Here is a 23,580-nt window from a genome sequence, read left to right on the forward strand (position 1 = left end):
ACTGCTGCGCTGGAGCTTTGAAATGTCATTCACCCTCGCCATTGTGGGGCGCCCGAATGTGGGCAAATCCACGTTGTTCAACCGATTGGTTGGCAAGCGGCTTGCGCTTGTCGATGATCAACCGGGGGTAACGCGGGATCTGCGCGAAGGTGCGGCGCGGTTGGGCGATCTGAAATTCACGGTGATTGACACAGCAGGATTGGAAGAGGCGACCGACGACTCGCTTCAGGGGCGGATGCGCAGGCTGACCGAGCGGGCGGTGGATATGGCCGATATCTGTCTGTTCATGGTTGACGCGCGCGTGGGTGTGACGCCTGCCGATGAAGTGTTTGCCGACATCCTGCGCAAACGCAGCGCACATGTGATTTTGGCGGCGAACAAGGCCGAGGGTGCGGCGGCGGACGCCGGGCTCTATGAGGCCTATGGGCTGGGGCTTGGGGAGCCGATCCGCTTGTCTGCTGAGCATGGCGAAGGGCTAAACGATCTTTACGCCATGCTTATGCCACTTGCGGATGCTTTTGAAGAACGGGCCGCCGAGCAGACGCCGGAAACCGAAGTGGATGTTTCGGACGACGACGCGGAAGAGGACGGGGGGCGCAAGCCGACCAAAGCACGGCCAATGCAGATTGCTGTGGTCGGGCGCCCCAATGCGGGAAAATCCACGCTTATCAATCGGATACTGGGCGATGATCGCCTGTTGACCGGGCCTGAGCCGGGGATCACACGGGATGCGATTTCGCTCTCGCTGGATTGGGATGGCGTGCCCGTGCGGGTGTTTGACACGGCGGGCATGCGCAAGAAGGCCAAGGTGCAGGAGAAGCTGGAAAAACTCAGCGTATCCGATGGTCTTCGGGCGGTGAAATTTGCCGAAGTGGTGGTGGTTCTTCTGGATGCCGCGATCCCGTTTGAACAGCAGGATTTACGGATTGCGGATCTGGCCGAGCGCGAGGGGCGCGCGGTGGTCGTGGCCGTCAATAAATGGGACATCGAGGACGAAAAACAACAGAAACTCAAGGATTTGAAGGAATCCTTTGAGCGACTTCTGCCGCAGCTTCGCGGCGCACCGTTGGTCACGGTTTCTGCCAAGACCGGACGTGGGCTTGATCGGCTGCAAGAGGCGGTGATGCGCGCCTATGAGGTTTGGAACCGGCGGATCACCACGGCGCAGTTGAACCGTTGGCTGACGGGTATGCTGGAGGCGCATCCGCCGCCCGCGCCGCAAGGCAAGCGGATCAAGCTGCGTTATATGACGCAAGTGAAGACGCGCCCGCCCGGTTTTGTGGTGATGTGTTCGCATCCCGAAAAGATGCCCGACAGCTATACGCGCTATCTTGTCAATGGCTTACGGACCGACTTTGACATGCCGGGAACGCCAATCCGGTTGACCATGCGCTCACAATCCGCGCGCAACCCTTACAAGGGAAAGAAGAAGGCCGGGCCGTCCAAACTGCGCAAGCACATACAGGGCAGACGCGACTGAGGTGTTGATGAGGGAGGTTCACATCCTCCCGGAACAGTCAGCAATAAATACTTTTTTTTGAATCTGCATCACGTTACCCTTTCCACGTCGGCCGGGGGGGAAACCTTCTTATTTATCGAGGTGTCCTGGGTCGTCGCGGGACATTTGGATTATGGACATAAGAAAGTTTACAAGAGGTTATACCAGCAAGCGCAATGATGTGGCATGGCGCGTTTTGCTGGTGACGATACTGGGCTATGGGGTGAGCCTGTCTTTGGCCATCAGCTATGCGGCGACCTGGTGGGTGGTTCCTTTGACGGTGCTGGCGGGGTTGTTTGGCATCCGGATTTACATGATCCAGCATGACTGTATGCACCGGGCGTTTTTCGCCTCGCGAAAGGGCAATGATGTGTTGGGCGAGGTGCTTTCGCCGATCTCTCTGAGCCCATATGTGGCGACGCGGTACAATCACAATCTGCACCATGCGCATGTCGGTGATCTGGATCATCGCGAAGCCTTTGAAATCGACATCATGACGGTCGAGGAATATCGCCGCGCGCCGCTCTTGCGCAGGCTTTGGTACCGGTTTTATCGCAGCCCTTTCACGTTGTTAGTGGTGGGGCCGTTTGTGCTCTACCTGATCCTTCGTCGGTTTCCGAGAAATGGTTTTAAAACAGGTGTTTGGTGGGTTGTTCTGCATGACGCGATGGTGCTTGGATATGCTGCCGCGCTCTATGGAATTGCCGGGTGGAGCGGGGTTGTTGTGCTTCTTGGGTCGATCTATGTCGGAGCGACTTTTGGCGCGATCATCCCTTATGTGGTGCATAATTTCGAGCAGGTTTATTGGGGGCGAAAGCCGGAATATACCTATGAAAAGGGCGCGTTGAAGGGCACGTCTGTATTGCGGTTTGGTAAGGTTTTCGATTGGTTGACGTTGAACATTGCCTATCACGATCTGCATCATCTCAACGCCAATATTCCCTGCTATAATCTCAAGCAATGCTATGTGGATGCCGGCGATTTGCTGAAGAGTCGCGAGATTGGGATTCGTGAGGCAATCAGTTGTTATGGCTGGAAGCTTTACGATGAGGCGGCGGGCCGGATGGTGGGGTTTGGCGCGGCGCGGTCGGGGGCGACGGGGGCGATGAACACACCTGCCGGGTGAATTGGTTAAGGTTAACGTGCGGTGGGATGGGGCGGAATTTCGTGGGGTGACTTCCGGCTGACATTCGGCTGTCGGGTGGCTGCCGTCGAAATGGTTAACGAATCCGGCGTGGTGTTGCGTGAATGGGTTAATGCGGCGTGCGCCGGGACGCAGTAATGAGAGAAACGTTAACGCGTCGGGCGCGAGGTTAGGGCGATCAGAGCGATTGCCCCGATCGCCGCCAGCCCCAGAACCGGCCAGTTGGTGGGTGAGAGGTTGGAGATGATCACACCGACCAGCGCCCAAACGACACCTGCCGAATAACCCAACGTATCAGGGCGCACGGCTATGACCGTGAGGGCGATCACGAGCGCGAGTGCGAGGGCGATCAGCGCGGCGATGGTTGGGCCGATGAAGCCAAAACCCGCCAACAGCAACCCGATGGAAACCGAAGAGGCGGCGGTGAGCCAACCCGCGTAGAGCCCAATGGGTTCGCGCAGCCAGAGACGATCTTGGCTGCCTGCCATGAGCAACGCCGCGAGCGCAGTGGCCAGCATGAAGAAGATCAGCACCGTGGCCCAGATCACCGAGGTTTGGGCCAGCGGAATCCAGAACGCGCCGGTGGCGAGGCTCAGGATGAGGGCCGGGCGCATGGTCTGCCAGCCGGGGGAGGTGGCGCGGCGCAAAAGCCCGAAGGCAGCGGAGGCGATCAGCCAGAGATAGATTAGCCCCCAGATCGAGAACGCATATCCTGCGGGCTGCACCGGCGGGTCGTCTTGGGGGATGGGGAATTGGGCCGGTTCGAACCCGTTGAAGCCGGTGGAGAGCAAAGGCGAGATTGCGAAAGCAAGTGTGGCGAGAAGGGTGATGTGGGGGAGATATTTCATTCGATCCATCTTATGCTGAGGTTATGGAAAATCAATGCGGCCGGTGGCTTTATGTTCCATCGGCGGGAGGGCGCCGGAGGCCAAAAAATACCGCTTGCCGAAGTCATGGAAATCGACAATATCGCCGCCGAAGGTACTATTGCCTTTGATTTGTGGCGGCGTGATGCCGCCCTTGGAGTGTTCCGAAAATGATGATCCGTGCAATGTTGCTTGGCGCTATGGCGCTGGTGGCCTCTCAGGCTGTGGCTGCGACCGAGTTGGTCGATACCGATGGGAATGGCAGCTATTCGATGGAAGAGATGGCGGCAGCTTACCCCGGGCTGACCGAAGAGCAGTTCGCCGAGATTGACGCCGATGAGAATGGCGAAATCGATGAGGTTGAACTGGTCGAAGCGATTGAAGGTGGTGTGATCGAAGGCTGATCCCTCGGCCTTAGATTTCATCAGTCATGCAACAGCCCCCGGAGCGATCCAGGGGCTGTTTTCGTTGTAGGGGGTTGTTTTTGCGCGTTAAACCAGCGTGCCGTCGGCGGCAAGGCGGGTCTTGCCGCGCAGGTAGGGGTGCAATGCCTCGGGCAGGTCGACCGAGCCATCCTCAAGCTGACCATTTTCCAGCACGGCGATCAGGCAGCGCCCCACAGCAAGGCCGGAGCCGTTGAGCGTGTGGACGAACTGCGGTTTGCCACCATCGGCGGGTTTGAAGCGGGCGTTCATGCGCCGTGCCTGAAAGTCACCGCAGACGGAAACCGAGCTGATCTCGCGATAGGTGTTCTGGCCGGGCAACCAGACCTCGATGTCGTGGGTGCGGCGCGCGCCAAAGCCCATGTCGCCAGTGCAGAGCACGACGGTGCGATAGGCCAGTCCCAGTTTTTCAAGGATGCCCTGCGCACAGGCGGTCATGCGATCAAGCTCGGCACGGGAATGGTCGGGGTGGGTGATCGAGACCATCTCGACCTTTTCGAACTGGTGCTGGCGCAGCATGCCGGAGGTGTCGCGCCCCGCACTTCCCGCTTCGGAGCGGAAACATTGGGAATGGGCGACAAGGCGGTGGGGCAGGGTGGCTTCATCCACGGTGTCGCCGTTGACCATATTGGTCAGCGGCACCTCGGAGGTGGGCACCAGCCACCAGCCATTGGTGGTCTGATAGCTGTCTTCGCCGAATTTGGGCAACTGACCTGTGCCATACATCATTTCTTCGCGCACCAGCACGGGCGCCCACGTCTCGGTCAGGCCGTTTTCTTCGGTGTGGGTGTCGAGCATGAACTGCGCCAGCGCGCGATGGATGCGCGCGACGGCGCCGGAGAGGACAACGAAGCGGGAGCCGGAGAGTTTGGCGGCGGTTTCAAAATCCATGCCGGGTTGAACGGAGGCGAGCTCAAAATGCTCTTTGGGTTCAAAGGGCAGCGCCGGGGGCGTGCCCCAGCGGTGGATTTCGACATTGTCCGCCTCGTCCGCGCCCTGGGGGACGTCATCGAGTGGCAGGTTGGGCAGAGCGGCGAGCATATCGGTGAGTTGTTGGTCAAGCGCTTTGGCGTCGGTCTGAAGCTCGGCCACTTCGGCCTTTTTGGCGGCCACTTCAACGCGCAGGCGTTCGAACTCTTCGGTGTTGCCAGCGGCTTTGGCGGCGCCAATGGCCTTGGCGGCCTTGTTCTGATCGGCCTGCGCGGTTTCGGCGGCGAGGATGCGGGCGCGACGGGCCTCATCCAGCGCGAGGATTGAGGACGAGACCGGCGCATCTCCACGGCGCGCAATGGCGGCGTCAAAAGCGGCAGGGTTTTCGCGGATGGCGCGGATGTCATGCATCGGTCTTTTTCCTCAGTGAATCGGTTATGCGTGGCGGGGTTATGGCCGATATTGGGGGGCGGGGTAAACGGGGGAATGCCCGAGGCGAGGATGCTGTGTGAAATCACACGGTCCGGGGCAGGAAAAGCGCGCCCGCGGGGATTGCAAACCCCGGTCGGCGCGCATAGGTTCCGCCCAATCCGCGCAGAGGGTGCTACGCGGAACAAATTCGGAAAGGATTCCCCATGGAAGGTGGCGCAATTGCCCAGTTTCTCCCGCTTATTCTGATCTTCGCGATCATGTATTTTTTGCTGATCCGGCCTCAGCAGAAAAAGGCAAAGGAACATCAGGCGATGATTGAAGCCGTGCGTCGGGGCGATCAGGTGATCACTCAAGGCGGCATTGTCGGCAAGGTTACCAAGGTCAAGGATGACGGTGAAGTCGAAGTCGAGATTGCTGACGGCGTGAAAGTGCGGGTCATCAAAGCGACGCTGGGACAGGTTCTGAGCAAAACCGAACCCGCCGCCAACTCCTGATTTAAACTTTGCGACAAACCCCGGCCGGGAGCGGTATTCATGCTTCAGATTGATATGTGGAAACGCGTTCTCATTTGGTCCACCGTGGTGGTGGGCCTTTTGTTGGCGCTGCCCAACGGGTTTTACACCCGTGTTGAGACCCGCAACGACGCCGTAAAGGCGATGGAAACGGGTGCTTCCGGGAACGGACTGGAAGAGCAAGCCGGGCTTTGGCCGGGATGGCTTCCAAGCAGTTTGGTCAATCTGGGGCTTGATCTGCGCGGTGGCGCGCATCTGTTGGCCGAGGTCAAGACGCAGGACGTCTACAAGACCCGGATCAAGGGGATGTGGCCCGAGATTCGTGACATGTTGCGCGAGGAGCGCGGCACGATCGGCACGATCCGCCTGCAACCGGGGCCGGAAGAACAGTTGCGCATCAAGATTTCGAACGCCGATGAGGTGGAGCGCGCAGCGAGCCTTGTGCGCGGGTTGAGCCGTCCGGTGGCAAGCCTGACCGGGGCGGGGGCCAATGATATTGCGGTGAGTACCCAAGGCGACATGGTGATTGTCGAGTTGAGCGACGCCGAGAAGCTGGCCACGGATGATCGCACGGTGCGTCAGGCGCTGGAAATCATCCGCAACCGGATTGACGAAGTGGGCACGCGCGAGCCGACGATTCAGCGCCAAGGTTCGGATCGTATTCTTATCCAGGTGCCGGGGATTGGCAGTGCTGCCGAACTCAAGCGGATCATCGGCACCACGGCGCAGTTGACCTTTCAGCCGGTGGTGAGCCGGACCACGGAAGAACATGCTTCGACGGGTGCAGGTGAGGAGCTTCTCCCGGCCAAGGAAAACCGCACGCGCCCCAATGCGGGTGAGGATCTATTCTACATTCTGGAATCCGCACCGGTGGTGACGGGTGAAGACCTTGTGGATGCGCAGCCGAGTTTTGATCAGAACGGTCAACCGGCGGTGACTTTCCGGTTTGATGCCAGCGGCGGGCGGCGGTTTGGTGATTATACCGCAAACAACATCGGCAACCCGTTTGCCATCGTGTTGGACGGTGAAGTGATCAGCGCACCGACGATCCAGGCGCATATTTCGGGCGGGTCGGGTATCATTACCGGGCGGTTCTCGCTTGAGGAAAGCACCGAACTGGCGGTTTTGCTGCGCGCGGGCGCGCTTCCGGCGGGTTTGGATTTTCTGGAAGAACGCACCATCGGGCCGGAGCTTGGCGCGGACAGCATCGAGGCGGGCAAGCTTGCCAGTATTGTGGCATTCTGCGGGGTTCTGGTCTTTATGGTCCTGAGCTATGGGCTGTTTGGTCTGTTCGCCAATATTGCGCTGATCATCAACGTGGCGCTGATTTTTGGCTTGCTGAGCATGATCGGGGCGACTCTGACCCTTCCGGGGATTGCCGGGATCGTGTTGACCATCGGGATGGCGGTGGATGCCAACGTGCTGATCTTTGAGCGTATTCGCGAAGAGTTGAAGACCGCACGGGGACCGGCAAGGGCGATTGAGCTGGGCTATGAGAAGGCTTTGAGCGCGATTGTGGACGCCAATATCACAACTTTCATCACGGCCGTCATCCTTTATGCCGTTGGCTCGGGGCCGGTGCGTGGATTTGCAATCACGCTGGGCATCGGAATCTTGACCTCGGTGTTTACTGCGATCTTCGTGACACGCCTTATCCTGGTGATGTGGTTTGAACGCCGCCGCCCGAAAACCTTGGAGGTGTGAGATGCGCCTGAGATTAGTTCCACAAGAAACCAATTGGAATTTCTTCAGCCGCTCAAAGCTGTGGCTTGGAATTTCGGCGGTCATGATGGTGGTGGCTTTTGGGTCGTTCCTGATGCAGGGGCTGAACTATGGCATCGACTTTCGCGGTGGCACGACGATCCGTTCGGAAAGCTCCGAGTCGGTCGATATCGGTGTGTATCGCGATGCGATTGCCGCGCTGGGCCTTGGGGATGTGACCATCACGGAAGTGTTCGACCCGACTTTCGGGCCGGAAAAGAACGTGGCGATGATCCGCATTCAGGCGCAGGACGACGAAGAAAGCGTGAGTGCGCAAATGATCGAAGATGTCGAGGCGGCGTTGGCCGAGGCCGTGCCCGATATCCGCTTTATCAGTGTGGAAAGCGTTGGGCCGAAGGTCTCGGGCGAGTTGATCCAGACAGCGGTGATTGCCGTGGTTCTGGCGATGGCGGCGGTGCTGGCCTATATCTGGATGCGGTTTGAATGGCAGTTTGCGGTGGGCGCTGTGGCAGCGCTTGTGCACGACGTTTTGTTGACCATCGGGATATTCTCGGAATTGCAGATCCGGTTCGATCTGGCGATCATTGCGGCGTTGCTGACCATCGTGGGCTATTCACTTAACGATACCGTTGTTGTGTTCGACCGGGTGCGTGAGAACCTGCGCAAGTATAAGAAGATGGAACTGAAAGAGGTTTTGAACCTGTCGATCAACGAAACGTTGAGCCGCACGGTGATGACGAGCGTCACGACGCTTCTGGCGCTGATATCGCTCTATGTGTTGGGCGGTGACGTGATCCGTGGGTTTGTCTTTGCGATGATCTGGGGCGTGATCGTGGGCACCTATTCGTCGATCTTTGTGGCGTCGGCCATCCTGCTCTGGCTGGGTGTGAAGCGCGACTGGAGCAAGACCGACGCCAATGCCGGGACGCAATACGCCAATATCGACGCCTAGCTGAATGCCCGAAGTTGTTGCCCAGGCGCTGGCTGTTCCGGGCATAGGCTGGCTGTTCGCCGCGGCGTTTCTGTCGGGGTTGGTGCGTGGGTTTGTGGGTTTTGGTACGGCGATGATCTTTCTGCCGGTCGCAGCACAGGTGCTGGAGCCGGTATGGGCGGTGATCGTCTTGATCCTGATGGATGTGATCGGGCCGCTGCCGGCGATACCGCGCGCATTGAAAGACGGGCATCCCAAGGATTTACTGCGATTGCTTCTGGGCACCCTGGTGGCGATACCGCTGGGGCTGATGGTCTTGTTTGCGAGCGATCCTGCCGGATTCAGGATCGCTGTTTCTGTGGTCACGCTGGTGTTGCTGGCACTGGTCGTCTCGGGTCTGCGCTATCGCGGTGAGATGCATCCGCCGCTGATCTTTGGCACCGGCATGCTGGCGGGGTTTCTGGGTGGGGCGGTGGCGATTCCCGGCCCGCCGGTGATCATGCTCTATATGGCGAGCCCGCATCCGGTGCATGTGATCCGCGCCAACACGACCGCATATCTGTTCTTTTATGACATGATGATGCTGTTCGGGTTTGTGGTTCTGGGGCGGATGGGGGGTGTTCCGCTGGTCATTGGCCTGCTTGCGGCGCTGCCTTATCTTGCGGGAAATCTGGGCGGGGCGTGGCTGTTTCGACCGGGGTATGAGCGGGCCTATCGCGGAGTCGCTTATGGCGTTATTGCGGTTTCTGCGGCGTCGGGGCTCGGCGGGTTTCTAACAGGAGGGTGAGCAGATGCAGATGAACGAGATGGACATGGGCGGGGTGCAGCCGATCGACGGTTATGGGCCCGGTTTTTTCCGCATTGGTGGCGAGCGCCATGAGGGTGGGATTCTGCTGACCTTGGCGGAGGTTCAAAGCTGGAGCGGGTTTGACGCGCCTGCGGTCTTGCTGGGGCTGGCCGATGAGATTGACGTGATCCTGTTTGGCATGGGCGCAGAGATTGCCCAAATCCCCGCCGATTTGCGCGCCGCGATTGAGGCGGCCGGTATGGGCGCAGAGGTGATGAATACGCCTTCGGCTTGTCGGACCTGGAATATCCTGGCGGCGGAAGGTCGGCGTGTCGCGTTGGCGGCTTTGCCCGTTTGAATCCGGCGTGTGCGATGGCCGCCCGCACGCGCTCCCGCCCACCCACCCCACGCCCGCGGGCGGCCATGGGTCGCCAGATGTTGGCGCGGTCATGGGGGAGGCGTGCGGATGCGTATCCGGGCCGGAAAAATGCGGGGTTTTGTCGGCAGCAACCTTGGGGTAAGGCGGTGGCATGGAGTTGAAGATTTCCGATCTGGCGGTGGCGCGCGGGGGTGTTCCTGTGCTGGAGGGCTTGAGTTTTACGCTGACCTCTGGGCGGGCGCTTATTTTGCGCGGGCCAAATGGCATCGGTAAGACCACGCTGTTGCGCACCATTGCAGGGCTTCAGCCTGCGTTGGCGGGAGAGATTGGGCTGGATCGCGAAGCGATGGCCTATGCGGCGCATGCTGACGGGATCAAGGCGACGCTGAGCGTAGAGGAAAACCTGACCTTCTGGGCAAGCGTCTTTGGCACCGATCATGTGGCCAAGGCGCTGGCGGGTTTCGCGCTTGAGCCAATGCGCAACCGTCCTGCAGGGGCGCTTTCGGCGGGGCAGAAACGGCGGCTGGGACTGGCGCGGTTGATCGTGACAGGGCGACCCGTTTGGGTGCTGGACGAGCCGACGGTGTCGCTGGATGTTGAAGCGGTGGCGATGTTTGGCGCGGCGATCCGGGCGCATCTGGCGGAGGGCGGCATGGCGTTGATCGCGACGCACATCGATCTTGGGTTGGAGGAGGCCGAGATCTTCGATGTCGGGCCGTTCAAGGCAAAGCCGTCCGGGGCGGATGATTTCGACGAGGTGTTCTTGTGATTGCGCTTCTAATTCGAGATTTGCGACTGGCGGTGCGGGCCGGGGGCGGGTTTGGCCTTGGGCTGTCGTTCTTCCTGATTGTTGTGGTGTTGGTGCCGTTTAGTGTTGGCCCCGAAACGGGGCTGCTGTCGCGCATCGCGCCGGGCATCCTGTGGCTGGGCGCGTTGCTGGCCTGTTTGTTGTCGCTTGATCGTATATTTGCGCTCGACTGGGAGGATGGCTCGCTTGATCTGTTGGCCACGTCGCCTTTGCCGATGGAAGGCATCGTTTCAATCAAGGCCTTGGCGCATTGGTTGACCACTGGATTGCCTCTGGTGCTTGCCTCGCCGTTGTTCGGGTTGCTTTTGAGCCTGCCAGCGCAAGGCTATGCGCCGATGATCCTGTCGCTTTTGATTGGCACGCCGGCATTGTCAGTTACGGGCACGTTTGGTGCGGCGCTGACTGTGGGGTTGAAGCGGGGCGGCTTGCTTTTGAGCCTGTTGGTGTTGCCGCTTTATGTGCCGACGCTGATCTTTGGGGCAGAGATGGCGCGACGAGGCGCCGAGGGGCTGGAAACCACGACGCCGATGCTGATGCTGGCGGGGATCAGCTTTGGCGTGATTGCGCTCTTACCCTTTGCCAGCGCGGCAGTATTGCGGGTGAACCTGCGCTGAGCGGCGAGCACATCGAAATGTGAACGCCGGGGGCTGGAAATGCGCGGCGATTTAAGGCAGATCAAAGCGGGCCGGGCGGCCTATGCGTAAACCAACGCGACAGCCTGACGAGGAAGATGCGCGACATGAACTTGAATGCACTTTGGGAATACGCCAACCCGCTGAAATTTATGCGCACAACCGAAAAGGCGCTGCCGTGGTTTGCGACCTCGGCTGCGCTGTGCCTCGTGATCGGGCTGAGCTGGGGCTTTTTCTTTACGCCCGATGACTATCGTCAGGGATCGACCGTGAAGATATTCTATCTGCATGTGCCGAGCGCGATGATGGCGATCAATGTGTGGGCAATGATGCTGATCACCTCGCTGGTCTGGATTGTTCGGCGCCACCATGTGAGCGCGCTTGCGGCCCGTGCGGCGGCGCCGATCGGCGCGACGATGACGCTGATCGCGCTGATCACCGGGGCGATCTGGGGCGAGCCGATGTGGGGGACATGGTGGGCCTGGGATCCGCGGCTAACGTCGTTTCTGATCCTGTTCCTGTTCTATCTTGGGTATATGGCGCTGTGGTCGGCGATCGAGAACGACGATACCGCCGCTGATCTGACATCGGTGCTTTGCCTGGTTGGTTCGGTTTTTGCGATCCTGAGCCGCTATGCGGTGAACTTCTGGAATCAGGGGTTGCATCAGGGGGCGTCGCTGTCGCTCGATAAAGAAGAGAATGTGGCCGATATTTTCTGGTATCCTGCGCTGGTCTGTATCGCGGGGTTTATTTTGTTGTTCATCACGTTGGTGATCATTCGCACCAATACTGAAATTCGTGCACGCCGAATGCGTGCACTTCTGGCACGGGAGCGGTTGGGATGATTCCTGAACTGGGCAAATATGCAGGTGCCGTCCTGTCATCTTATGGGCTGTCCATCGGCTTGCTCCTGCTGTTGGTGGGGGTGTCGATGTTGCGCTCGCGGCGGGTCAAGGCGGAACTGGCGGAAGTTGAAATGCGAAGGAAACGGAATGGCTAAGGTTAGTCCAATGATGCTTGCACCACCGCTGGTCTTTGTCGCCTTGGTGGGGCTGTTCTTCTGGGGCATGGCCCGGGAAGATGCCAATGTGCTGCCCTCACAGTTGATTGGCAAAGCGGCACCGGGGGTGTCGCTGGAAAAGCTGGGGGAAACGCCGCTTCTGACCGATGAAGTGCTGGCCGAAAACACCGTCAAGCTGGTGAATTTCTGGGGCACGTGGTGTGTGGCGTGTCGGGCCGAGCATCCCACTCTCCTGTGGATGCGAGACAATCTCGATGTGCCGTTGCATGGGGTCAATTTTGACGACACCACGGCGCGCGCATTGGCTTATCTTGAGAAGGACGGCAACCCGTTCGCCACGCTGGGCGAGGCCAAGACGGCGCGCACCAAGATCGACTGGGGCGTCTATGGCGCGCCCGAGACCTTCATCATCGATGCGGAGGGCAAGGTTGTCTTGCGCTGGGCTGGACCGATTACGCAGCGGGTGTTACAGGAAAACATCCTGCCTGCGATCGAAAAGGCCAAGGCGGGCGTGCCGCAGGGCTGAGCCACGCGCCGCCGCAATCTATTGACGATATCGACGGCGTAACCCTCGGTGGCCTCCGGGTTTCATCTTGCCAAAAATATCCTGGGGGTCTGGGGGTGAAACCCCCAGTCCCATAGCGGCCCGACATAGGCGAACCTCACGAAGGGACGCGCCCTATTGAAGATCAACAGGTGTTCAGCGAATGATATTGGCGCGCAGGCGCAGTTTGCGGCGGTGTTCTTGTGGTAAATGGCGATTCAGGTAGCGGTTGATCAGGCCGAAAAAGGCAATGATGACCAGTGTTAGCATGATGAAATAGCCCGCGAGAATGGGGTATGGGATGAAGGGATTGAACGTCTTGTCGGCAAAATAGCTGGCATAGTAGAGCGCGTCGCCGCGTTGTTGCCACGTTGGGAAGCCGGAAAAGAAGACCAGCGTTGTGGCGTGAAAAAGGAAGATCGCCTCGTTTGTGTAGGCCGGCCATGCAAGGCGCATGGATGTGGGCCATATGATCTTGCGAAAGCGTGCCCAGCCGGAAAAGCCATAGGCGTCTGCCGCCTCGACATCGCCCTTGGGGATCGAGCGCAGCGCGCCATAGAAAATCTCGCCGGAATAGGCGGCGGTGTTGAAAAAGAGCACGACCAGCGCGCCAAGCCATGCCGACGAGAAGGGGGTAAAAACCGGGAAGATGCCCTTGAGGCTGAGAAACAGGAAATAGCCAAAGAAGAATTGAATAAAGAGCGGTGAGCCGCGAAAGACGAAGATGAACCATTCGGCGGGTTTGCGCAGCCATGGTGATTTTGCGCCTTTGCCAAGCGCCAGCGCGTTGGCCAGAAAAAACCCGGCCAAAAGCGCGAACACGCCGAAATAGATGTTCCACAGCATGCCCGAGCCAATCAGGGTGAATTGTTCGCAGAGGGTGAAGTTTTCGCGCGGCAGGGCGCGTTCGCCGATGCCAATGCTGCGCAGGCCGTAGTCCTGAATGGTTTGCCAGCAGCTCATGTCGCCTCCGCCTTACGCTGGGATTCGCCGCCGGTGGTGGCCTGACCGTGGCTGAGACGACGGGTGAGGCGTTCGAGCACGACCTCGGAGACGCGGGTGAAGATGAGATAGAAGATCAGCAGCGCCAGAAAATACCACATCAGCCAGTTGCCATGCGGATAATCGGTGAAGCGTGCGGTTTTGGAACCGCCCAGTTCGCGCGCCCAATAGACGATGTCTTCGACGCCCAAGAGGAACAAGAGCGGGGTGGCCTTGATCAGCACCATCCAGAGATTGGAGAGGCCGGGCAGGGCATAGATCCACATTTGCGGCACGAGGATGCGCCAGAAACTTTGGCGCGGGCTCAGGCCATAGGCTTCGGCGGTTTCGATCTGGGCGCGGGGCACGGTGCGCATGGCGCCATAAAGCACGTTGGCCGCAAAGGCGCCGAACACGATGGCAAAGGTCAGCACGGCGATACTGAACCCGTAGACTTCATGGACCCACTGTGGGGAATTGCCCAAGGGCAGTTTGGCAGCGGCGCAGACTACGAAATCATCGCCCTGGCGAATGGGTTGATCCCAATCGGGGCATTTGATCTTGTGGCGCACCCATTCGAACAACTGATCGAGCGCAATGACGAAGAAGAGAAAGAAAGCGATGTCGGGCACGCCGCGCACCAGCGCGATATAGGCTTTGCCGACCCATGACAGGGGCGCGAAGTGAGAGCGCGCGGCGGTGGCACCGAAAAACCCAAAGAGCAGGGCGGCGGGCGCGGTTACGGCCAAGAGCAGCAGAACCGTCCCAAAGGACGCATAGAAAGCCAAGTGCTTTCCGGTGGTCAGATAGCAGCTCAGCCACGTGAGGCCTTCCAGGCTGGCTGGATCAGAGCAAAAGGAAAATATAGCGGGCCTCGTTTCGGTTTGGATCGGTGCGTTTGGCAGGTAGAGGGAACCGGCCTTGGGCAAAGGGGGGCAGGGTGCCCCCCTTCATCATTTTGAAGATCGGTCGGAGGCTCAGAACTTGCCTTCGATTTCCCATTTGTCGAGCAGGGCGTTCAGCGAGCCATCTGCTTTCATCGACTCGATGGCGGCATCGAATTTAGAGCGCATTTCGTCATCGGACTTGCGGAAGGCCATGCCGATGCCGTCACCCAGGAAGGTGTCTTCGCCAACAAACTGAAGCTCGCCTTCGGCCACGATCGGGACGAGGAAGTCCTTGTCGGCCATAACCGCGTCAACTTCGCCCGATTTCACGGCGGCGACCGTTTCATCCGGGGTGGGGAATTCGACCAGGGTTGCGTCGGTCGTGGCCACATGCGCGGATTGGATGGTTGCCGATTGCGCCGACACGACGGCGGTTTTCACGTCGACGTCTGCCGTCAGGGCCGCATAAGCCGAGGGCGAAGGCAGGGTGTAACCGGTGGTGAAGTTCACGACTTCCTTGCGCTCAGGCGTGATGGACATGCCCGCGATGATCGCATCATAGTTGCCCGACAGAAGATTCGGGATGATCGAATCCCAGTCGTTTGTGACCCATTCACAGGTCAGCTCGGCGCGTTTGCAAAGCTCGTCGCCCAACTCGCGCTCAAACCCGGCGACTTCGCCAGCGTCGTTGAGGAAGTTATACGGAGGATAGGCGCCTTCGGTGCCAAGACGTACGGTTTTGCCGTGGCTTTCGGCAAAGGCCATGCCAGCGGTGAGGGCCAGAGCGGCGGTGGTCAGAATGAGTTTTTTCATGGTTTTCTCCCTAGGTTGATTTCACTGTTTTTGGTTTGTGCGATCTTAGTAGGATCGCATTTAGGTTTCGGTGGATTTGGTGAACCATTTCTTGCGAAGCTTTTCAATGGTTCCATCAGCTTCGAGCGCATCGAGTGCGGCATCGAACCCTTGTTTGATTTCGGAGCGCCCGGGCGCGATGGCCACGGCCGCGCCGCCTGCGTCGATGTTTTCGAGGCGGATGATCGCCAGCATGCGGCTGGTGCTGTAGACCCGTGATTCAAGGAAATCCGGGTTGCCGAAGGTCAGATCACACGTCCCGTCAAGCACCGCTTTGAGTGCGCCGCCCGCGGTGGGAAAGGCGATGAAGTTGTAGCCCATGCTCTTCAGATGATCTTCGTGGATCGTCCCTTCTTGCACCGCGATCATCGCGTGGGCGGGATCCTGAAATGTGTGGGTGCCAACGAACAGGCCCTGGGGTTTGTCGGCAGAGCGGAAGTATTCGCGGCTGAAACTGGTCACGGCCCGGCGCGACGGGGTGATTGATATTCCGGCCATGGCCGCGTCGAACTCGCCTTCAGCGAGGTCGCTCAGCAGCGTTGTCCAATCGTGGACCAGCCACGAACAGTTCCAGCCGGTATGGGCACAGATGGCATTGCCAAGATCGATTTCGAAGCCTTGCGGCTGGCCGTTGGCGTCGAGCGAATTATACGGCGGGAAGGCGCCTTCTGTGGCGATGCGCACGCGCTGACCGTCGCCCGCCTGGGCGACGCCCGGCAGAGCGAGAGCGGCGGCAAGCAGGAGCATGGGCAGGGTGAAACGCATCATGCATGCACCGTGGAGGAGAGGAAGCCGCGAAGCCGCTCGGAGTTTGGATTGCCAAACAGTGCCTCGGGGGTGCCTTGTTCTTCGATCAGGCCTTCGTGCAGGAAGATCACATGATTGGAAACGTCATGCGCCATCTTCATGTCGTGGGTGACAATCATCATGGTGCGGCCTTCGGCGGCCAGGTCTTTGATAACCTTGACAACTTCTTGTTCAAGCTCGGGGTCGAGCGCCGAGGTCGGTTCGTCAAACAGCAATGCCTGAGGCTCCATCGCCAGCGCGCGCGCAATTGCGGCGCGTTGTTGCTGACCGCCCGAAAGCTGGGCGGGCCAGGCATCGCATTTGTCGCCGATGCCGACCTTGTCGAGATATTTGCGCGCGGCGGCTTCGACTTCGGCCCGCTCACGGCCAAGCACCGTGACCGGCGCTTCCATCACGTTTTGCAGGATGGTGAGATGCGCCCAGAGATTGAATTGTTGAAACACCATGCTGAGGTTGGTGCGGATGCGCAGAACCTGCTTGGAATCGGCGGGGCGGCGGTTGTGGCCTTCGCTTTTCCATTTTACCGGCTCGCCCTGAAACAGGATCTCGCCCTGCTGGCTGTCTTCCAGAAGGTTGGCACAGCGCAGGATCGTGGATTTGCCAGAGCCGGACGAGCCGATCAGAGAGACCACATCGCCCTTGTGCGCGGTGATGTTGACGCCCTTGATCACTTCAAGCGCGCCGTAGGCCTTGTGCAGGTTATGAATTTCGATGACCGGCACGTCGTCCGGGCTGGGATTTTGAGCTGTCACGGTTCTTCAATGCAGGTTGCGAGTGGTTACGAGGAGTAGGGCGGATAATCGGGCATATTGCAATGTCTTATCCTTTGGTTCCGCAGGGGAAACCAAGGTTTTGCCTATATTTTCAGGCGTTGCGCGACGGTGGCGCGGGCGTGGGCATGGCGAGGTAGGCCTCGCTGGGAATATTGACCAACCCGGTGAGATGCAATTGGCGGCGGGTTTGAGGCTCGAGTGCGCCGATTGCGGCGGTAATGGCATCGCGCAGTGCGGAGGGATCGTTTTGCGGCGCGGTGATCAGCGGCAGGCCGGGGGTGGGCCGGGTCATGGCGATGACATGCAGGTCGGCGGCGAAGGCGTCATGGGTCTGGATCAGCGCCCAGGTAAGCGCATCAAGGGCGGCGAAATCGGCGCGACCTTCAAGCACGGCAAGCGCCGAGGCGCGGTGCGCGCCGGTTTCGAGCAGAGGGCCGAAGGTGAGGCCCAGCCCGGCCATATGCAGGGCGGGCGCGGCCCAACCCGATTGCGACAGCGGCTCGTTATAGGCGAAACGCTGGCCTGCGAGGGCGGCGAGATCGGTGTTTGCGCTGCGGGCGATAAAGACCGAGCGGTAATACCCCGGCGGGCACCCTTCGAGGCCATAATCAGGCGTGCCGACGAGTTTTACCGTTTCGTGCAGACAGGCGCGGTACGGCAATCCGCAGGTCTGAGCGAGAAGCAGATCGGGCGATTGCCAGAGCGGCCAGAGATCATTGGCGCGCGTGAGAGTGGCGGGGCCGTGGCCCAGTTTAGCGCGGATCGCGGCCCAGAATGCATCGTTGGCCGCAGCGGTTTCGGCGCGGTCATACATCGGCAGGGTGGCGATCACCGGTCTGACTTTTGGTTTGCTTTCTGGCGTGCCTGGGCGCTTTCACGATCGTTGATGCCCAGAAGGTTGGCGATCATCCGCATGTTGGAATCTTCAAGATCGTCGCGCGCGCCATCGGCCAGAACCACGCGCCACATCGCCTCGACCACCGAGAGGCGGTCGATATGCGGCACGGCGTCCTTGATTGCGCGGGTGAAGCGCACGGTGTCGGGCGCCTCTGCCTCAAGGGCTTCCGCTTCGCGGCGCAAGGCCGCGCTTTCAAAGGGAGAAAGTGCGAAACGTTCGGTCAGGATACGGTCGATCTGGCTGATCTCGACGGTGGCATAGTCGCCATCGGCGCGGGCCAACCGGACCATCAGAGCGGCCAGAGCAAGTCGGGCCTCGACACCATCAAGCGGCGCGGGATCGGGTGCGGTGAGGCGGCGCAGGAAACCGGCGAACATCAGTTTTGTCCCTCTTGTGCGGCCTGGCGGGCGCTGGCGTTGTCGGCTTCGGAAAGGCCGAGCGCCGCGTAGGTGCCGGAAATCACAGTCAGTTCCTCGGGGCGTTCCAATCCATCCGCCAAAACCACCTGCCAAAGCGCGCGCATGGTATCGAGGCGCCCTTCGTGCGAGACGGTGTCGCGGATGAGAGCGGCAAAGTTTTCGGTATCGGGCGCGAGGGCTTCGAGTTTTTCGCAGGTGGCGCGCATCTTGGCGGCCTCTACCGGGCCGATGGCATTGGCACGCGCAAGCGTGCGGTCGATGCGCTGAATTTCCTCGACGCGATAGCTGTCATCGGATTTGGCCACCCGCACCATCAATGCGCCGAGCGCAAGGCGTGCGTCGGGTTCGGGCAGGGCGGCGGGCTTTTTCGCGGAAAAAGCGGTGAGGATGCGTTGAATGATGGGCATGTTGGTTTTTCTATCCGTCATAGCCTTCGACAATCACGATATCGCCGGTCGAGACGGGATCGCGAAGTGCCTTTGCTGCCTGATAACCGTCTGATTGATAACAGGCAAGCGCCGCCTCGTAGGAGGGGAATTCGATCACCACATTGCGGCTGCGCGCGCTGCCTTCGGGGTTTTCGAATTGTCCGCCGCGCACCAGAAAACGTGCGCCGTATTCGGCAAAGGGCGCGGCGTTGGCGGCGACATATGTCTTGTAGATTTCCAGATCGTCGACATCGACGCGACCGATCCAATATCCCTTGGCCATAGATGAGTATCCCTTCTGATGTTTCGCGCAATGCTGCGCTGTGGGCGATTTTTGGTCAAGGGGCGCGCAGGGTTGCCGGGTTTTCAAGTGGTTGGAAACGGTTTGGTGCCAATGTGGAAACGGCTTTCCGTTTTCCCGTCACATTTGCTCCGCAGTTTGGGCCTTATAGAAGCCTAGTGTGCTGATACGTATGGTTAAGACTGTTGAGTTGTTGATCTGCCACGCGGCTTTTGCCGCCAACCAAAAGAGACCATAAGGACGGTGAAGTATGACGATATTTGACGCAGCTGATTGGGCTAGCGCCGATGAAACCGAGCAACACCACAGGATTCGCAGTGCGGATCTTGATGAGTTGAACATGGTGATGCGGTTTTATGACTGGTCACACTTTCCCCAGACCGTGATTGGTTGGGCCGCGGCGCAGCAGGGAATTGAGCTGGGGGCGGCTCTGGCTGCGTTTTTCAACGGCGATCCGATGCGGTTCAACTATGTGCCCAAGCGCGATGTCTCAGAGGAGTATGGGCCGACCGTGCGGTTGCTCGATACGGTTTTTCAGCGGATCAATGCCGGGTTCTATCTTCCGCACCCGTTGTTTTGCGACGAAAAGCTGATCAAGCTGGAAACCTGGATGAAATATCAGCGTGAGGATGCAAGGCTGCGACAGCGCGGACGCTGGGTGTTTGATCAAGATGTGCTTGAGCCGATTCTGGGGCCGCAGGTAATTGGCTTTGATATGGAAACACGCACACAAGAGAACGAGCAGAACGCCTTTTCGATCAAGGGCTTGCTGAAACCTCTGGTGGGGTGAGGACGCGGCGGGCCGGTGGTGGTTTGCCTGCTCAGTGGCGCGCGCCGGGCAGATTTTTCGTGAAAAACCGTCTGCCCGGGTGTTTTGGAGGGCGGAGGATCAGACCAGCCGCGAATTTTCGATCGCTGCGCGCACGAAATCAGCGAACAGAGGGTGTGGCAGGAAGGGTTTCGACTTTAGCTCGGGGTGAAATTGCACGCCGATGAACCACGGGTGATCTTCCCATTCCACGATCTCGGGCAGGCTGCCATCGGGGGACATGCCCGAGAAGGTGAGGCCGCATTTTTCCAGCTTGTCACGGTATTGGATATCGACTTCGTAACGGTGGCGGTGGCGTTCTTCGATGGTGGTGCCGCCGTAAATTTCCGCGACACGAGAATCATCTTTTAGTGTCGCGTCATAGGCCCCAAGCCGCATGGTGCCGCCTTTGTCGTCGGAGGTTTTGCGGGTGACTGTGTAATTGCCCTGCACCCATTCCTTGAGATGATAGACCACTGGTGTGAAGCGTTTGCCACCGGTCTCGTGGTCAAACTCTTCTGAGCCAGCGTCCTTGATCCCCGCGACGTTGCGGGCGGCTTCGATCACCGCCATCTGCATGCCAAGGCAAATGCCGAGATAGGGCAGTTTGCGTTCACGAGCGAATTGCGCCGCCTTGATCTTGCCCTCGGTGCCGCGTTCGCCAAAGCCGCCGGGCACGAGGATGGCGTGATAGCCCTCCAGGTAGGGGGCGGCATCTTTCTTGTCGAACACCTCGGCATCGACCCAATCGACATTGACCTTTACACGGTTGGCCATGCCACCATGGGTCAGCGCCTCCTTGATCGACTTGTAGGCGTCTTCGAGCTGGGTGTATTTGCCGACGATGGCGACGTTTACATCGCCGTCGGTGTTGTGAATCCGGTCATAGACGTCTTCCCAGACACTGAGATCGGGGCGCGGGGCGGGCGAGATCTGAAACGCATCGAGCACAGCTTGGTCGAGGCCGACGCGGTGATAGGCCAGCGGCGCCTCGTAGATGGATTTGAGGTCATAGGCGGGGATCACGGAATCGGGGCGCACGTTGCAGAACTGGGCAATCTTGGCGCGTTCTTTCTCGGGGATCGTGTGTTCGGAGCGACAAACCAGCACATCGGGCTGAAGGCCGATCGAGCGCAATTCCTTGACGCTGTGCTGGGTCGGTTTGGTTTTCAACTCGCCCGAGGCGGCGAGATAGGGCAGCAGCGTGAGGTGCATGAAGATACATTGGCCGCGCGGGCGTTCCTGGGAAAACTGGCGGATCGCCTCGAAGAACGGCAGACCTTCGATATCGCCGACGGTGCCGCCAATTTCGCAGAGCATGAAATCGACTTCGTCATCGCCAATCTCAATGAACTCTTTGATTTCATTGGTAACGTGGGGGATGACTTGGATGGTTTTGCCGAGGTAGTCGCCACGGCGTTCTTTTTCCAGCACGTTGGTATAGATGCGCCCCGAGGAGACGCTATCGGTCTTGCGGGCGGGCACGCCGGTGAAGCGTTCGTAATGGCCGAGATCGAGATCGGTTTCGGCGCCATCGTCGGTGACGAAGACTTCGCCATGTTCAAACGGGCTCATCGTGCCGGGATCGACGTTGAGGTAGGGGTCAAGCTTGCGCAGGCGAACCGAGAAGCCGCGCGCCTGCAAAAGGGCGCCGAGCGCCGCAGAGGCCAGACCTTTGCCAAGAGAGGACACAACCCCACCGGTGATGAAAATATAGCGCGCCATGTGGTTGGTAACTCCCGTGAGTGCGGCGTGAACGCCGAAAGACAATAGCCAAACGGCCCCGGAAAGCCGCCTGTATCACGGGATTTGAGATATAGAGGATTCGCCCGCGTTTGGCAAGTTGACCGCAAGATGATGTTGTCGTTTTTTTCACCACCTCAACAGGTTGTGGAAGGCGGTGTCGGTTGCTGGAAAAGGCCCTTGCGGAGGCCCAAAACGATTGGTCGTTGACTATGCCAGTATAGAGCGCCCGCGGGTGGGACGCTCTGTGCTGATCAGTCGGCCTTGGGCACCAGTGGTGCGCTGTCGTCTGCAGACGGAGGCAGAAGCAAATCGCTATCGAGTGCGGGCGTATCCGGCGCAGTTTCCTGCGTTGCGGGTGCACTGCCGCCGACCCGGTCAAGCACCGAGGTGCCGGCCGATTTCTGGGCCGCGATGATGGTGAGCGCGATCGAGGTGCAGATGAAGGCGATTGCCAGAATCCAGGTGACCTTACCCAGGGCCGTGGCAGCCGAGCGCGAGGAAATCGCACCACCACCGCCGCCGCCCATGCCGAGCCCGCCACCTTCGGAGCGTTGAATCAGAACCACGCCGATCAGGGCGAGGGCCAGAAGGAGGTGGATGATGAGAACGACATTTTCCATGTGCGGATGGCCCTGCGAAACGGTGTATCTCGCGGGTATGTAGGGGAAAGGCGGGCGGGGTGCAAGGCGTTGCGGGCGGTTGACGCCTTTTGCAGGTTTGTTGACCTGGCAAAAGTGGAAATGACCTGTGTCCTTTGGACGTTTCGGGTGATTTTCCTCTGATCTGCGGTGCGGATGAGGTGGCGCAAGTGTTAGTCGAGCGGGCGGGCCGGGTTGCCTACGACCGTGCAGTCCGCAGCGACATCGCGGGTCACGACGCTGCCCGCGCCGATGATGGCGCGGTCGCCGATGGTGACGCCTGCAAGCACGATGGCTCCGCCGCCGATCCAGACATTATCACCAATGCGCACCGGGCGGGCGATTTCCAGACCTGCTGCACGCTTTGCCGGGTCCTTGTGATGCTCGGCACAATAGATTTGCACCGCCGGGCCAAACATGGTGCCTGCGCCGACCCGCACGGGGGCCGTATCAAGGATTGTGCAGCCTGCATTGAAGAACACCCCAGCGCCCAAGTGGATGTTGAAGCCGTAAGCGCAATGAAAGGGCGGCTCGATCATGGCATCAGGAGAGACCGAGCCAAACAGTGCGCTCAGCGACGGCGCGATGAGGCCGCGTTGATCGGGATGCAGGGTATTGTGGGCATGAAGGGCGGCGCGAACCGGCACGCGGAGCGCTTCGAGAGCGGGATCGAGGCAGGAATACCACTCACCCGCCGCCATTTTCTGGCGTTCACTGCGCTGAAGGCCGGTGGTTGGGGGGTATTCGGTGTTGTCATTCATCCACGTCGTCCATGTCGGCCTGACCCGAGAGTTTGCGGCGCACATGGCTCCAACTGAGGCCGACGCCGAGAACCACGGAAAGCGCCAGAAGCCCGATCCAGGTGTTTTGGGTGCTGTTTTCAAGCTGAAGCCAGCCCCAGTCGTAGAGCACCCAGAGCAGGGCGGCGACGAGCGCCATCACCAGCCCCATGCCAAACGCGCCGATCGAGCGCAGCGTGGCGCGCAGGTAGATGATGTAGCCAACCAGCAGCAAGAGGCCGAACAGAACGGTGAGCGACATCTGGGCGGAATAATTCGCTTGCGACCATTTCACATAGTTCCATTCAGTCGGGTTGAAGGTCGCCGCCAGAAGCAGGAAGGCGAAAGCCCAGCGTAGAATCAACCCCATCACGCATCTCCGTTTTTCTATTGGCTAGCCCGCAGAGGCGGGTCTGTCCAGCGGCGAGGCCTATCTTTGATGTGGAGCGGCCAGCTGCGCGCCAGAGGGTGGCGCGGCCATTACAGAGAATGAATTCCCTATACGTCGGGGCCGTGGCGGACGGTGGGGCGATTTTGCGAGCGTGTCATTCACCCTTCTTGTGGGCGGCAGCAATCGCTTTGGAAAGCTGGCGAAAACCAGAAACTCAACGAGG

Annotated in this window: 30 protein-coding genes; 15 read left to right on the plus strand and 15 right to left on the minus strand. The window is 59.7% G+C overall.

Annotated features, from left to right (window positions below; translation table 11 throughout):
- The first annotated feature begins 22 nt into the window (after positions 1–22).
- A complete protein-coding gene (der, locus tag LZG00_19020; GenBank protein MCF3596079.1) occupies positions 23–1,480 on the plus strand; it encodes a ribosome biogenesis GTPase Der in 1,458 nt (485 codons plus the stop codon).
- Between the two features lie 151 nt (positions 1,481–1,631).
- Entirely contained in the window at positions 1,632–2,624 is a 993-nt protein-coding gene (locus LZG00_19025) for a fatty acid desaturase (protein MCF3596080.1), read from the plus strand.
- Between the two features lie 167 nt (positions 2,625–2,791).
- Here LZG00_19025 and LZG00_19030 read toward each other — a convergent pair whose 3' ends face one another.
- Positions 2,792–3,490 carry a hypothetical protein gene (locus tag LZG00_19030; protein ID MCF3596081.1) on the minus strand — a complete coding sequence of 233 codons (699 nt, stop codon included), beginning with the start codon at positions 3,488–3,490 and terminating at the stop codon, positions 2,792–2,794.
- Here LZG00_19030 and LZG00_19035 point away from each other — a divergent pair.
- Positions 3,473–3,682: a hypothetical protein gene (locus LZG00_19035; protein MCF3596082.1), complete on the plus strand. Its 210-nt coding sequence runs from the start codon at positions 3,473–3,475 to the stop codon at positions 3,680–3,682. The two genes, LZG00_19030 and LZG00_19035, sit on opposite strands and share 18 nt — an antisense overlap.
- Positions 3,679–3,912, plus strand: coding sequence for an EF-hand domain-containing protein (locus LZG00_19040; protein ID MCF3596083.1), 234 nt, complete (start codon positions 3,679–3,681; stop codon positions 3,910–3,912). Before LZG00_19035 ends, LZG00_19040 begins: the two co-directional genes overlap by 4 nt.
- Positions 3,913–3,999: 87 nt before the next feature.
- Here LZG00_19040 and serS read toward each other — a convergent pair whose 3' ends face one another.
- Positions 4,000–5,292, minus strand: coding sequence for a serine--tRNA ligase (serS, locus tag LZG00_19045; protein ID MCF3596084.1), 1,293 nt, complete (start codon positions 5,290–5,292; stop codon positions 4,000–4,002).
- A 224-nt stretch (positions 5,293–5,516) separates the two neighbouring features.
- On the opposite strand from serS, the gene yajC reads away from it, so the two are divergent.
- The 10 genes from yajC to LZG00_19095 all read left to right on the plus strand — a co-directional run bounded on the left by yajC (position 5,517) and on the right by LZG00_19095 (position 12,631).
- Positions 5,517–5,807, plus strand: a complete 291-nt coding sequence (gene yajC, locus LZG00_19050; GenBank protein MCF3596085.1) for a preprotein translocase subunit YajC — start codon at positions 5,517–5,519, stop codon at positions 5,805–5,807.
- Positions 5,808–5,846: 39 nt separating this feature from the next.
- A complete protein-coding gene (gene secD, locus LZG00_19055; protein MCF3596086.1) occupies positions 5,847–7,529 on the plus strand; it encodes a protein translocase subunit SecD in 1,683 nt (560 codons plus the stop codon).
- A gap of 1 nt (position 7,530) precedes the next feature.
- A complete protein-coding gene (secF, locus tag LZG00_19060; protein MCF3596087.1) occupies positions 7,531–8,499 on the plus strand; it encodes a protein translocase subunit SecF in 969 nt (322 codons plus the stop codon).
- Positions 8,500–8,503: 4 nt separating this feature from the next.
- Complete coding sequence (locus LZG00_19065) at positions 8,504–9,265, plus strand: sulfite exporter TauE/SafE family protein (GenBank protein ID MCF3596088.1); 762 nt, start codon at positions 8,504–8,506, stop codon at positions 9,263–9,265.
- A 4-nt stretch (positions 9,266–9,269) separates the two neighbouring features.
- Complete coding sequence (locus LZG00_19070; GenBank protein ID MCF3596089.1) at positions 9,270–9,623, plus strand: Mth938-like domain-containing protein; 354 nt, start codon at positions 9,270–9,272, stop codon at positions 9,621–9,623.
- Positions 9,624–9,795: 172 nt separating this feature from the next.
- Complete coding sequence (gene ccmA, locus LZG00_19075) at positions 9,796–10,413, plus strand: heme ABC exporter ATP-binding protein CcmA (protein MCF3596090.1); 618 nt, start codon at positions 9,796–9,798, stop codon at positions 10,411–10,413.
- Complete coding sequence (ccmB, locus tag LZG00_19080; GenBank protein ID MCF3596091.1) at positions 10,410–11,066, plus strand: heme exporter protein CcmB; 657 nt, start codon at positions 10,410–10,412, stop codon at positions 11,064–11,066. Before ccmA ends, ccmB begins: the two co-directional genes overlap by 4 nt.
- A 125-nt stretch (positions 11,067–11,191) precedes the next feature.
- A complete protein-coding gene (locus tag LZG00_19085) occupies positions 11,192–11,929 on the plus strand; it encodes a heme ABC transporter permease (protein ID MCF3596092.1) in 738 nt (245 codons plus the stop codon).
- Positions 11,926–12,084, plus strand: a complete 159-nt coding sequence (gene ccmD / locus LZG00_19090; protein MCF3596093.1) for a heme exporter protein CcmD — start codon at positions 11,926–11,928, stop codon at positions 12,082–12,084. Before LZG00_19085 ends, ccmD begins: the two co-directional genes overlap by 4 nt.
- On the plus strand, positions 12,077–12,631 hold the full coding sequence (locus tag LZG00_19095) for a DsbE family thiol:disulfide interchange protein (GenBank protein MCF3596094.1): 555 nt from the start codon (positions 12,077–12,079) through the stop codon (positions 12,629–12,631). The genes ccmD and LZG00_19095 overlap by 8 nt, the downstream gene beginning before the upstream one ends.
- A 174-nt stretch (positions 12,632–12,805) precedes the next feature.
- On the opposite strand, the gene LZG00_19100 is transcribed toward LZG00_19095, so the two are convergent.
- The 9 genes from LZG00_19100 to LZG00_19140 form a co-directional block, all read right to left on the minus strand.
- The gene (locus LZG00_19100) at positions 12,806–13,612 is read right to left on the minus strand and encodes an ABC transporter permease subunit (protein ID MCF3596095.1); all 807 of its coding nucleotides are present in this window, start codon (positions 13,610–13,612) and stop codon (positions 12,806–12,808) included.
- On the minus strand, positions 13,609–14,496 hold the full coding sequence (locus LZG00_19105; GenBank protein MCF3596096.1) for an ABC transporter permease subunit: 888 nt from the start codon (positions 14,494–14,496) through the stop codon (positions 13,609–13,611). The genes LZG00_19100 and LZG00_19105 overlap by 4 nt, the downstream gene beginning before the upstream one ends.
- A 111-nt stretch (positions 14,497–14,607) precedes the next feature.
- On the minus strand, positions 14,608–15,330 hold the full coding sequence (locus LZG00_19110; GenBank protein MCF3596097.1) for a transporter substrate-binding domain-containing protein: 723 nt from the start codon (positions 15,328–15,330) through the stop codon (positions 14,608–14,610).
- 60 nt (positions 15,331–15,390) lie between these two features.
- Complete coding sequence (locus LZG00_19115; GenBank protein MCF3596098.1) at positions 15,391–16,137, minus strand: transporter substrate-binding domain-containing protein; 747 nt, start codon at positions 16,135–16,137, stop codon at positions 15,391–15,393.
- On the minus strand, positions 16,134–16,898 hold the full coding sequence (locus tag LZG00_19120) for an ATP-binding cassette domain-containing protein (protein MCF3596099.1): 765 nt from the start codon (positions 16,896–16,898) through the stop codon (positions 16,134–16,136). Before LZG00_19120 ends, LZG00_19115 begins: the two co-directional genes overlap by 4 nt.
- 142 nt (positions 16,899–17,040) lie before the next feature.
- Positions 17,041–17,781 (minus strand): PhnD/SsuA/transferrin family substrate-binding protein, encoded by a 741-nt coding sequence (locus LZG00_19125; GenBank protein MCF3596100.1) that lies wholly within the window; start codon positions 17,779–17,781, stop codon positions 17,041–17,043.
- A complete protein-coding gene (locus LZG00_19130) occupies positions 17,778–18,224 on the minus strand; it encodes a TerB family tellurite resistance protein (protein MCF3596101.1) in 447 nt (148 codons plus the stop codon). Before LZG00_19130 ends, LZG00_19125 begins: the two co-directional genes overlap by 4 nt.
- Positions 18,224–18,673 carry a TerB family tellurite resistance protein gene (locus tag LZG00_19135; GenBank protein ID MCF3596102.1) on the minus strand — a complete coding sequence of 150 codons (450 nt, stop codon included), beginning with the start codon at positions 18,671–18,673 and terminating at the stop codon, positions 18,224–18,226. The genes LZG00_19130 and LZG00_19135 overlap by 1 nt, the downstream gene beginning before the upstream one ends.
- A 10-nt stretch (positions 18,674–18,683) precedes the next feature.
- Positions 18,684–18,977: a DUF1330 domain-containing protein gene (locus tag LZG00_19140; protein ID MCF3596103.1), complete on the minus strand. Its 294-nt coding sequence runs from the start codon at positions 18,975–18,977 to the stop codon at positions 18,684–18,686.
- A gap of 268 nt (positions 18,978–19,245) precedes the next feature.
- Between LZG00_19140 and LZG00_19145 the strand changes: the two genes are divergently transcribed.
- Positions 19,246–19,785 (plus strand): hypothetical protein, encoded by a 540-nt coding sequence (locus LZG00_19145; protein MCF3596104.1) that lies wholly within the window; start codon positions 19,246–19,248, stop codon positions 19,783–19,785.
- A 99-nt stretch (positions 19,786–19,884) separates the two neighbouring features.
- On the opposite strand, the gene LZG00_19150 is transcribed toward LZG00_19145, so the two are convergent.
- The 4 genes from LZG00_19150 to LZG00_19165 form a co-directional block, all read right to left on the minus strand.
- Positions 19,885–21,528, minus strand: a complete 1,644-nt coding sequence (locus tag LZG00_19150) for a CTP synthase (protein ID MCF3596105.1) — start codon at positions 21,526–21,528, stop codon at positions 19,885–19,887.
- A gap of 272 nt (positions 21,529–21,800) precedes the next feature.
- Positions 21,801–22,169, minus strand: a complete 369-nt coding sequence (gene secG, locus LZG00_19155) for a preprotein translocase subunit SecG (GenBank protein MCF3596106.1) — start codon at positions 22,167–22,169, stop codon at positions 21,801–21,803.
- Between the two features lie 191 nt (positions 22,170–22,360).
- Positions 22,361–22,948 carry a sugar O-acetyltransferase gene (locus LZG00_19160; protein ID MCF3596107.1) on the minus strand — a complete coding sequence of 196 codons (588 nt, stop codon included), beginning with the start codon at positions 22,946–22,948 and terminating at the stop codon, positions 22,361–22,363.
- Entirely contained in the window at positions 22,941–23,336 is a 396-nt protein-coding gene (locus LZG00_19165) for a DUF6524 family protein (GenBank protein MCF3596108.1), read from the minus strand. The genes LZG00_19160 and LZG00_19165 overlap by 8 nt, the downstream gene beginning before the upstream one ends.
- Positions 23,337–23,580: the final 244 nt, after the last annotated feature.

Source organism: Rhodobacteraceae bacterium LMO-JJ12 (assembly GCA_021555075.1).
GTDB lineage: Bacteria > Pseudomonadota > Alphaproteobacteria > Rhodobacterales > Rhodobacteraceae > JAKGBX01.

Coding starts and splice junctions, on each gene's coding strand:
- LZG00_19085 (MCF3596092.1), top strand. CDS start 11,192: ATGAACTTGAATGCACTTTGGGAATACGCCAACCCGCTGAAATTTATG.
- LZG00_19140 (MCF3596103.1), bottom strand. CDS start 18,977: ATGGCCAAGGGATATTGGATCGGTCGCGTCGATGTCGACGATCTGGAA.
- LZG00_19160 (MCF3596107.1), bottom strand. CDS start 22,948: ATGAATGACAACACCGAATACCCCCCAACCACCGGCCTTCAGCGCAGT.
- yajC (MCF3596085.1), top strand. CDS start 5,517: ATGGAAGGTGGCGCAATTGCCCAGTTTCTCCCGCTTATTCTGATCTTC.
- LZG00_19040 (MCF3596083.1), top strand. CDS start 3,679: ATGATGATCCGTGCAATGTTGCTTGGCGCTATGGCGCTGGTGGCCTCT.
- LZG00_19110 (MCF3596097.1), bottom strand. CDS start 15,330: ATGAAAAAACTCATTCTGACCACCGCCGCTCTGGCCCTCACCGCTGGC.
- LZG00_19100 (MCF3596095.1), bottom strand. CDS start 13,612: ATGAGCTGCTGGCAAACCATTCAGGACTACGGCCTGCGCAGCATTGGC.
- LZG00_19025 (MCF3596080.1), top strand. CDS start 1,632: ATGGACATAAGAAAGTTTACAAGAGGTTATACCAGCAAGCGCAATGAT.
- ccmD (MCF3596093.1), top strand. CDS start 11,926: ATGATTCCTGAACTGGGCAAATATGCAGGTGCCGTCCTGTCATCTTAT.
- der (MCF3596079.1), top strand. CDS start 23: ATGTCATTCACCCTCGCCATTGTGGGGCGCCCGAATGTGGGCAAATCC.
- LZG00_19095 (MCF3596094.1), top strand. CDS start 12,077: ATGGCTAAGGTTAGTCCAATGATGCTTGCACCACCGCTGGTCTTTGTC.
- LZG00_19115 (MCF3596098.1), bottom strand. CDS start 16,137: ATGATGCGTTTCACCCTGCCCATGCTCCTGCTTGCCGCCGCTCTCGCT.
- LZG00_19065 (MCF3596088.1), top strand. CDS start 8,504: ATGCCCGAAGTTGTTGCCCAGGCGCTGGCTGTTCCGGGCATAGGCTGG.
- secF (MCF3596087.1), top strand. CDS start 7,531: ATGCGCCTGAGATTAGTTCCACAAGAAACCAATTGGAATTTCTTCAGC.
- LZG00_19150 (MCF3596105.1), bottom strand. CDS start 21,528: ATGGCGCGCTATATTTTCATCACCGGTGGGGTTGTGTCCTCTCTTGGC.
- LZG00_19130 (MCF3596101.1), bottom strand. CDS start 18,224: ATGTTCGCCGGTTTCCTGCGCCGCCTCACCGCACCCGATCCCGCGCCG.
- ccmA (MCF3596090.1), top strand. CDS start 9,796: ATGGAGTTGAAGATTTCCGATCTGGCGGTGGCGCGCGGGGGTGTTCCT.
- secG (MCF3596106.1), bottom strand. CDS start 22,169: ATGGAAAATGTCGTTCTCATCATCCACCTCCTTCTGGCCCTCGCCCTG.
- LZG00_19070 (MCF3596089.1), top strand. CDS start 9,270: ATGCAGATGAACGAGATGGACATGGGCGGGGTGCAGCCGATCGACGGT.
- LZG00_19030 (MCF3596081.1), bottom strand. CDS start 3,490: ATGAAATATCTCCCCCACATCACCCTTCTCGCCACACTTGCTTTCGCA.
- LZG00_19145 (MCF3596104.1), top strand. CDS start 19,246: ATGACGATATTTGACGCAGCTGATTGGGCTAGCGCCGATGAAACCGAG.
- secD (MCF3596086.1), top strand. CDS start 5,847: ATGCTTCAGATTGATATGTGGAAACGCGTTCTCATTTGGTCCACCGTG.
- serS (MCF3596084.1), bottom strand. CDS start 5,292: ATGCATGACATCCGCGCCATCCGCGAAAACCCTGCCGCTTTTGACGCC.
- LZG00_19165 (MCF3596108.1), bottom strand. CDS start 23,336: ATGGGGTTGATTCTACGCTGGGCTTTCGCCTTCCTGCTTCTGGCGGCG.
- LZG00_19135 (MCF3596102.1), bottom strand. CDS start 18,673: ATGCCCATCATTCAACGCATCCTCACCGCTTTTTCCGCGAAAAAGCCC.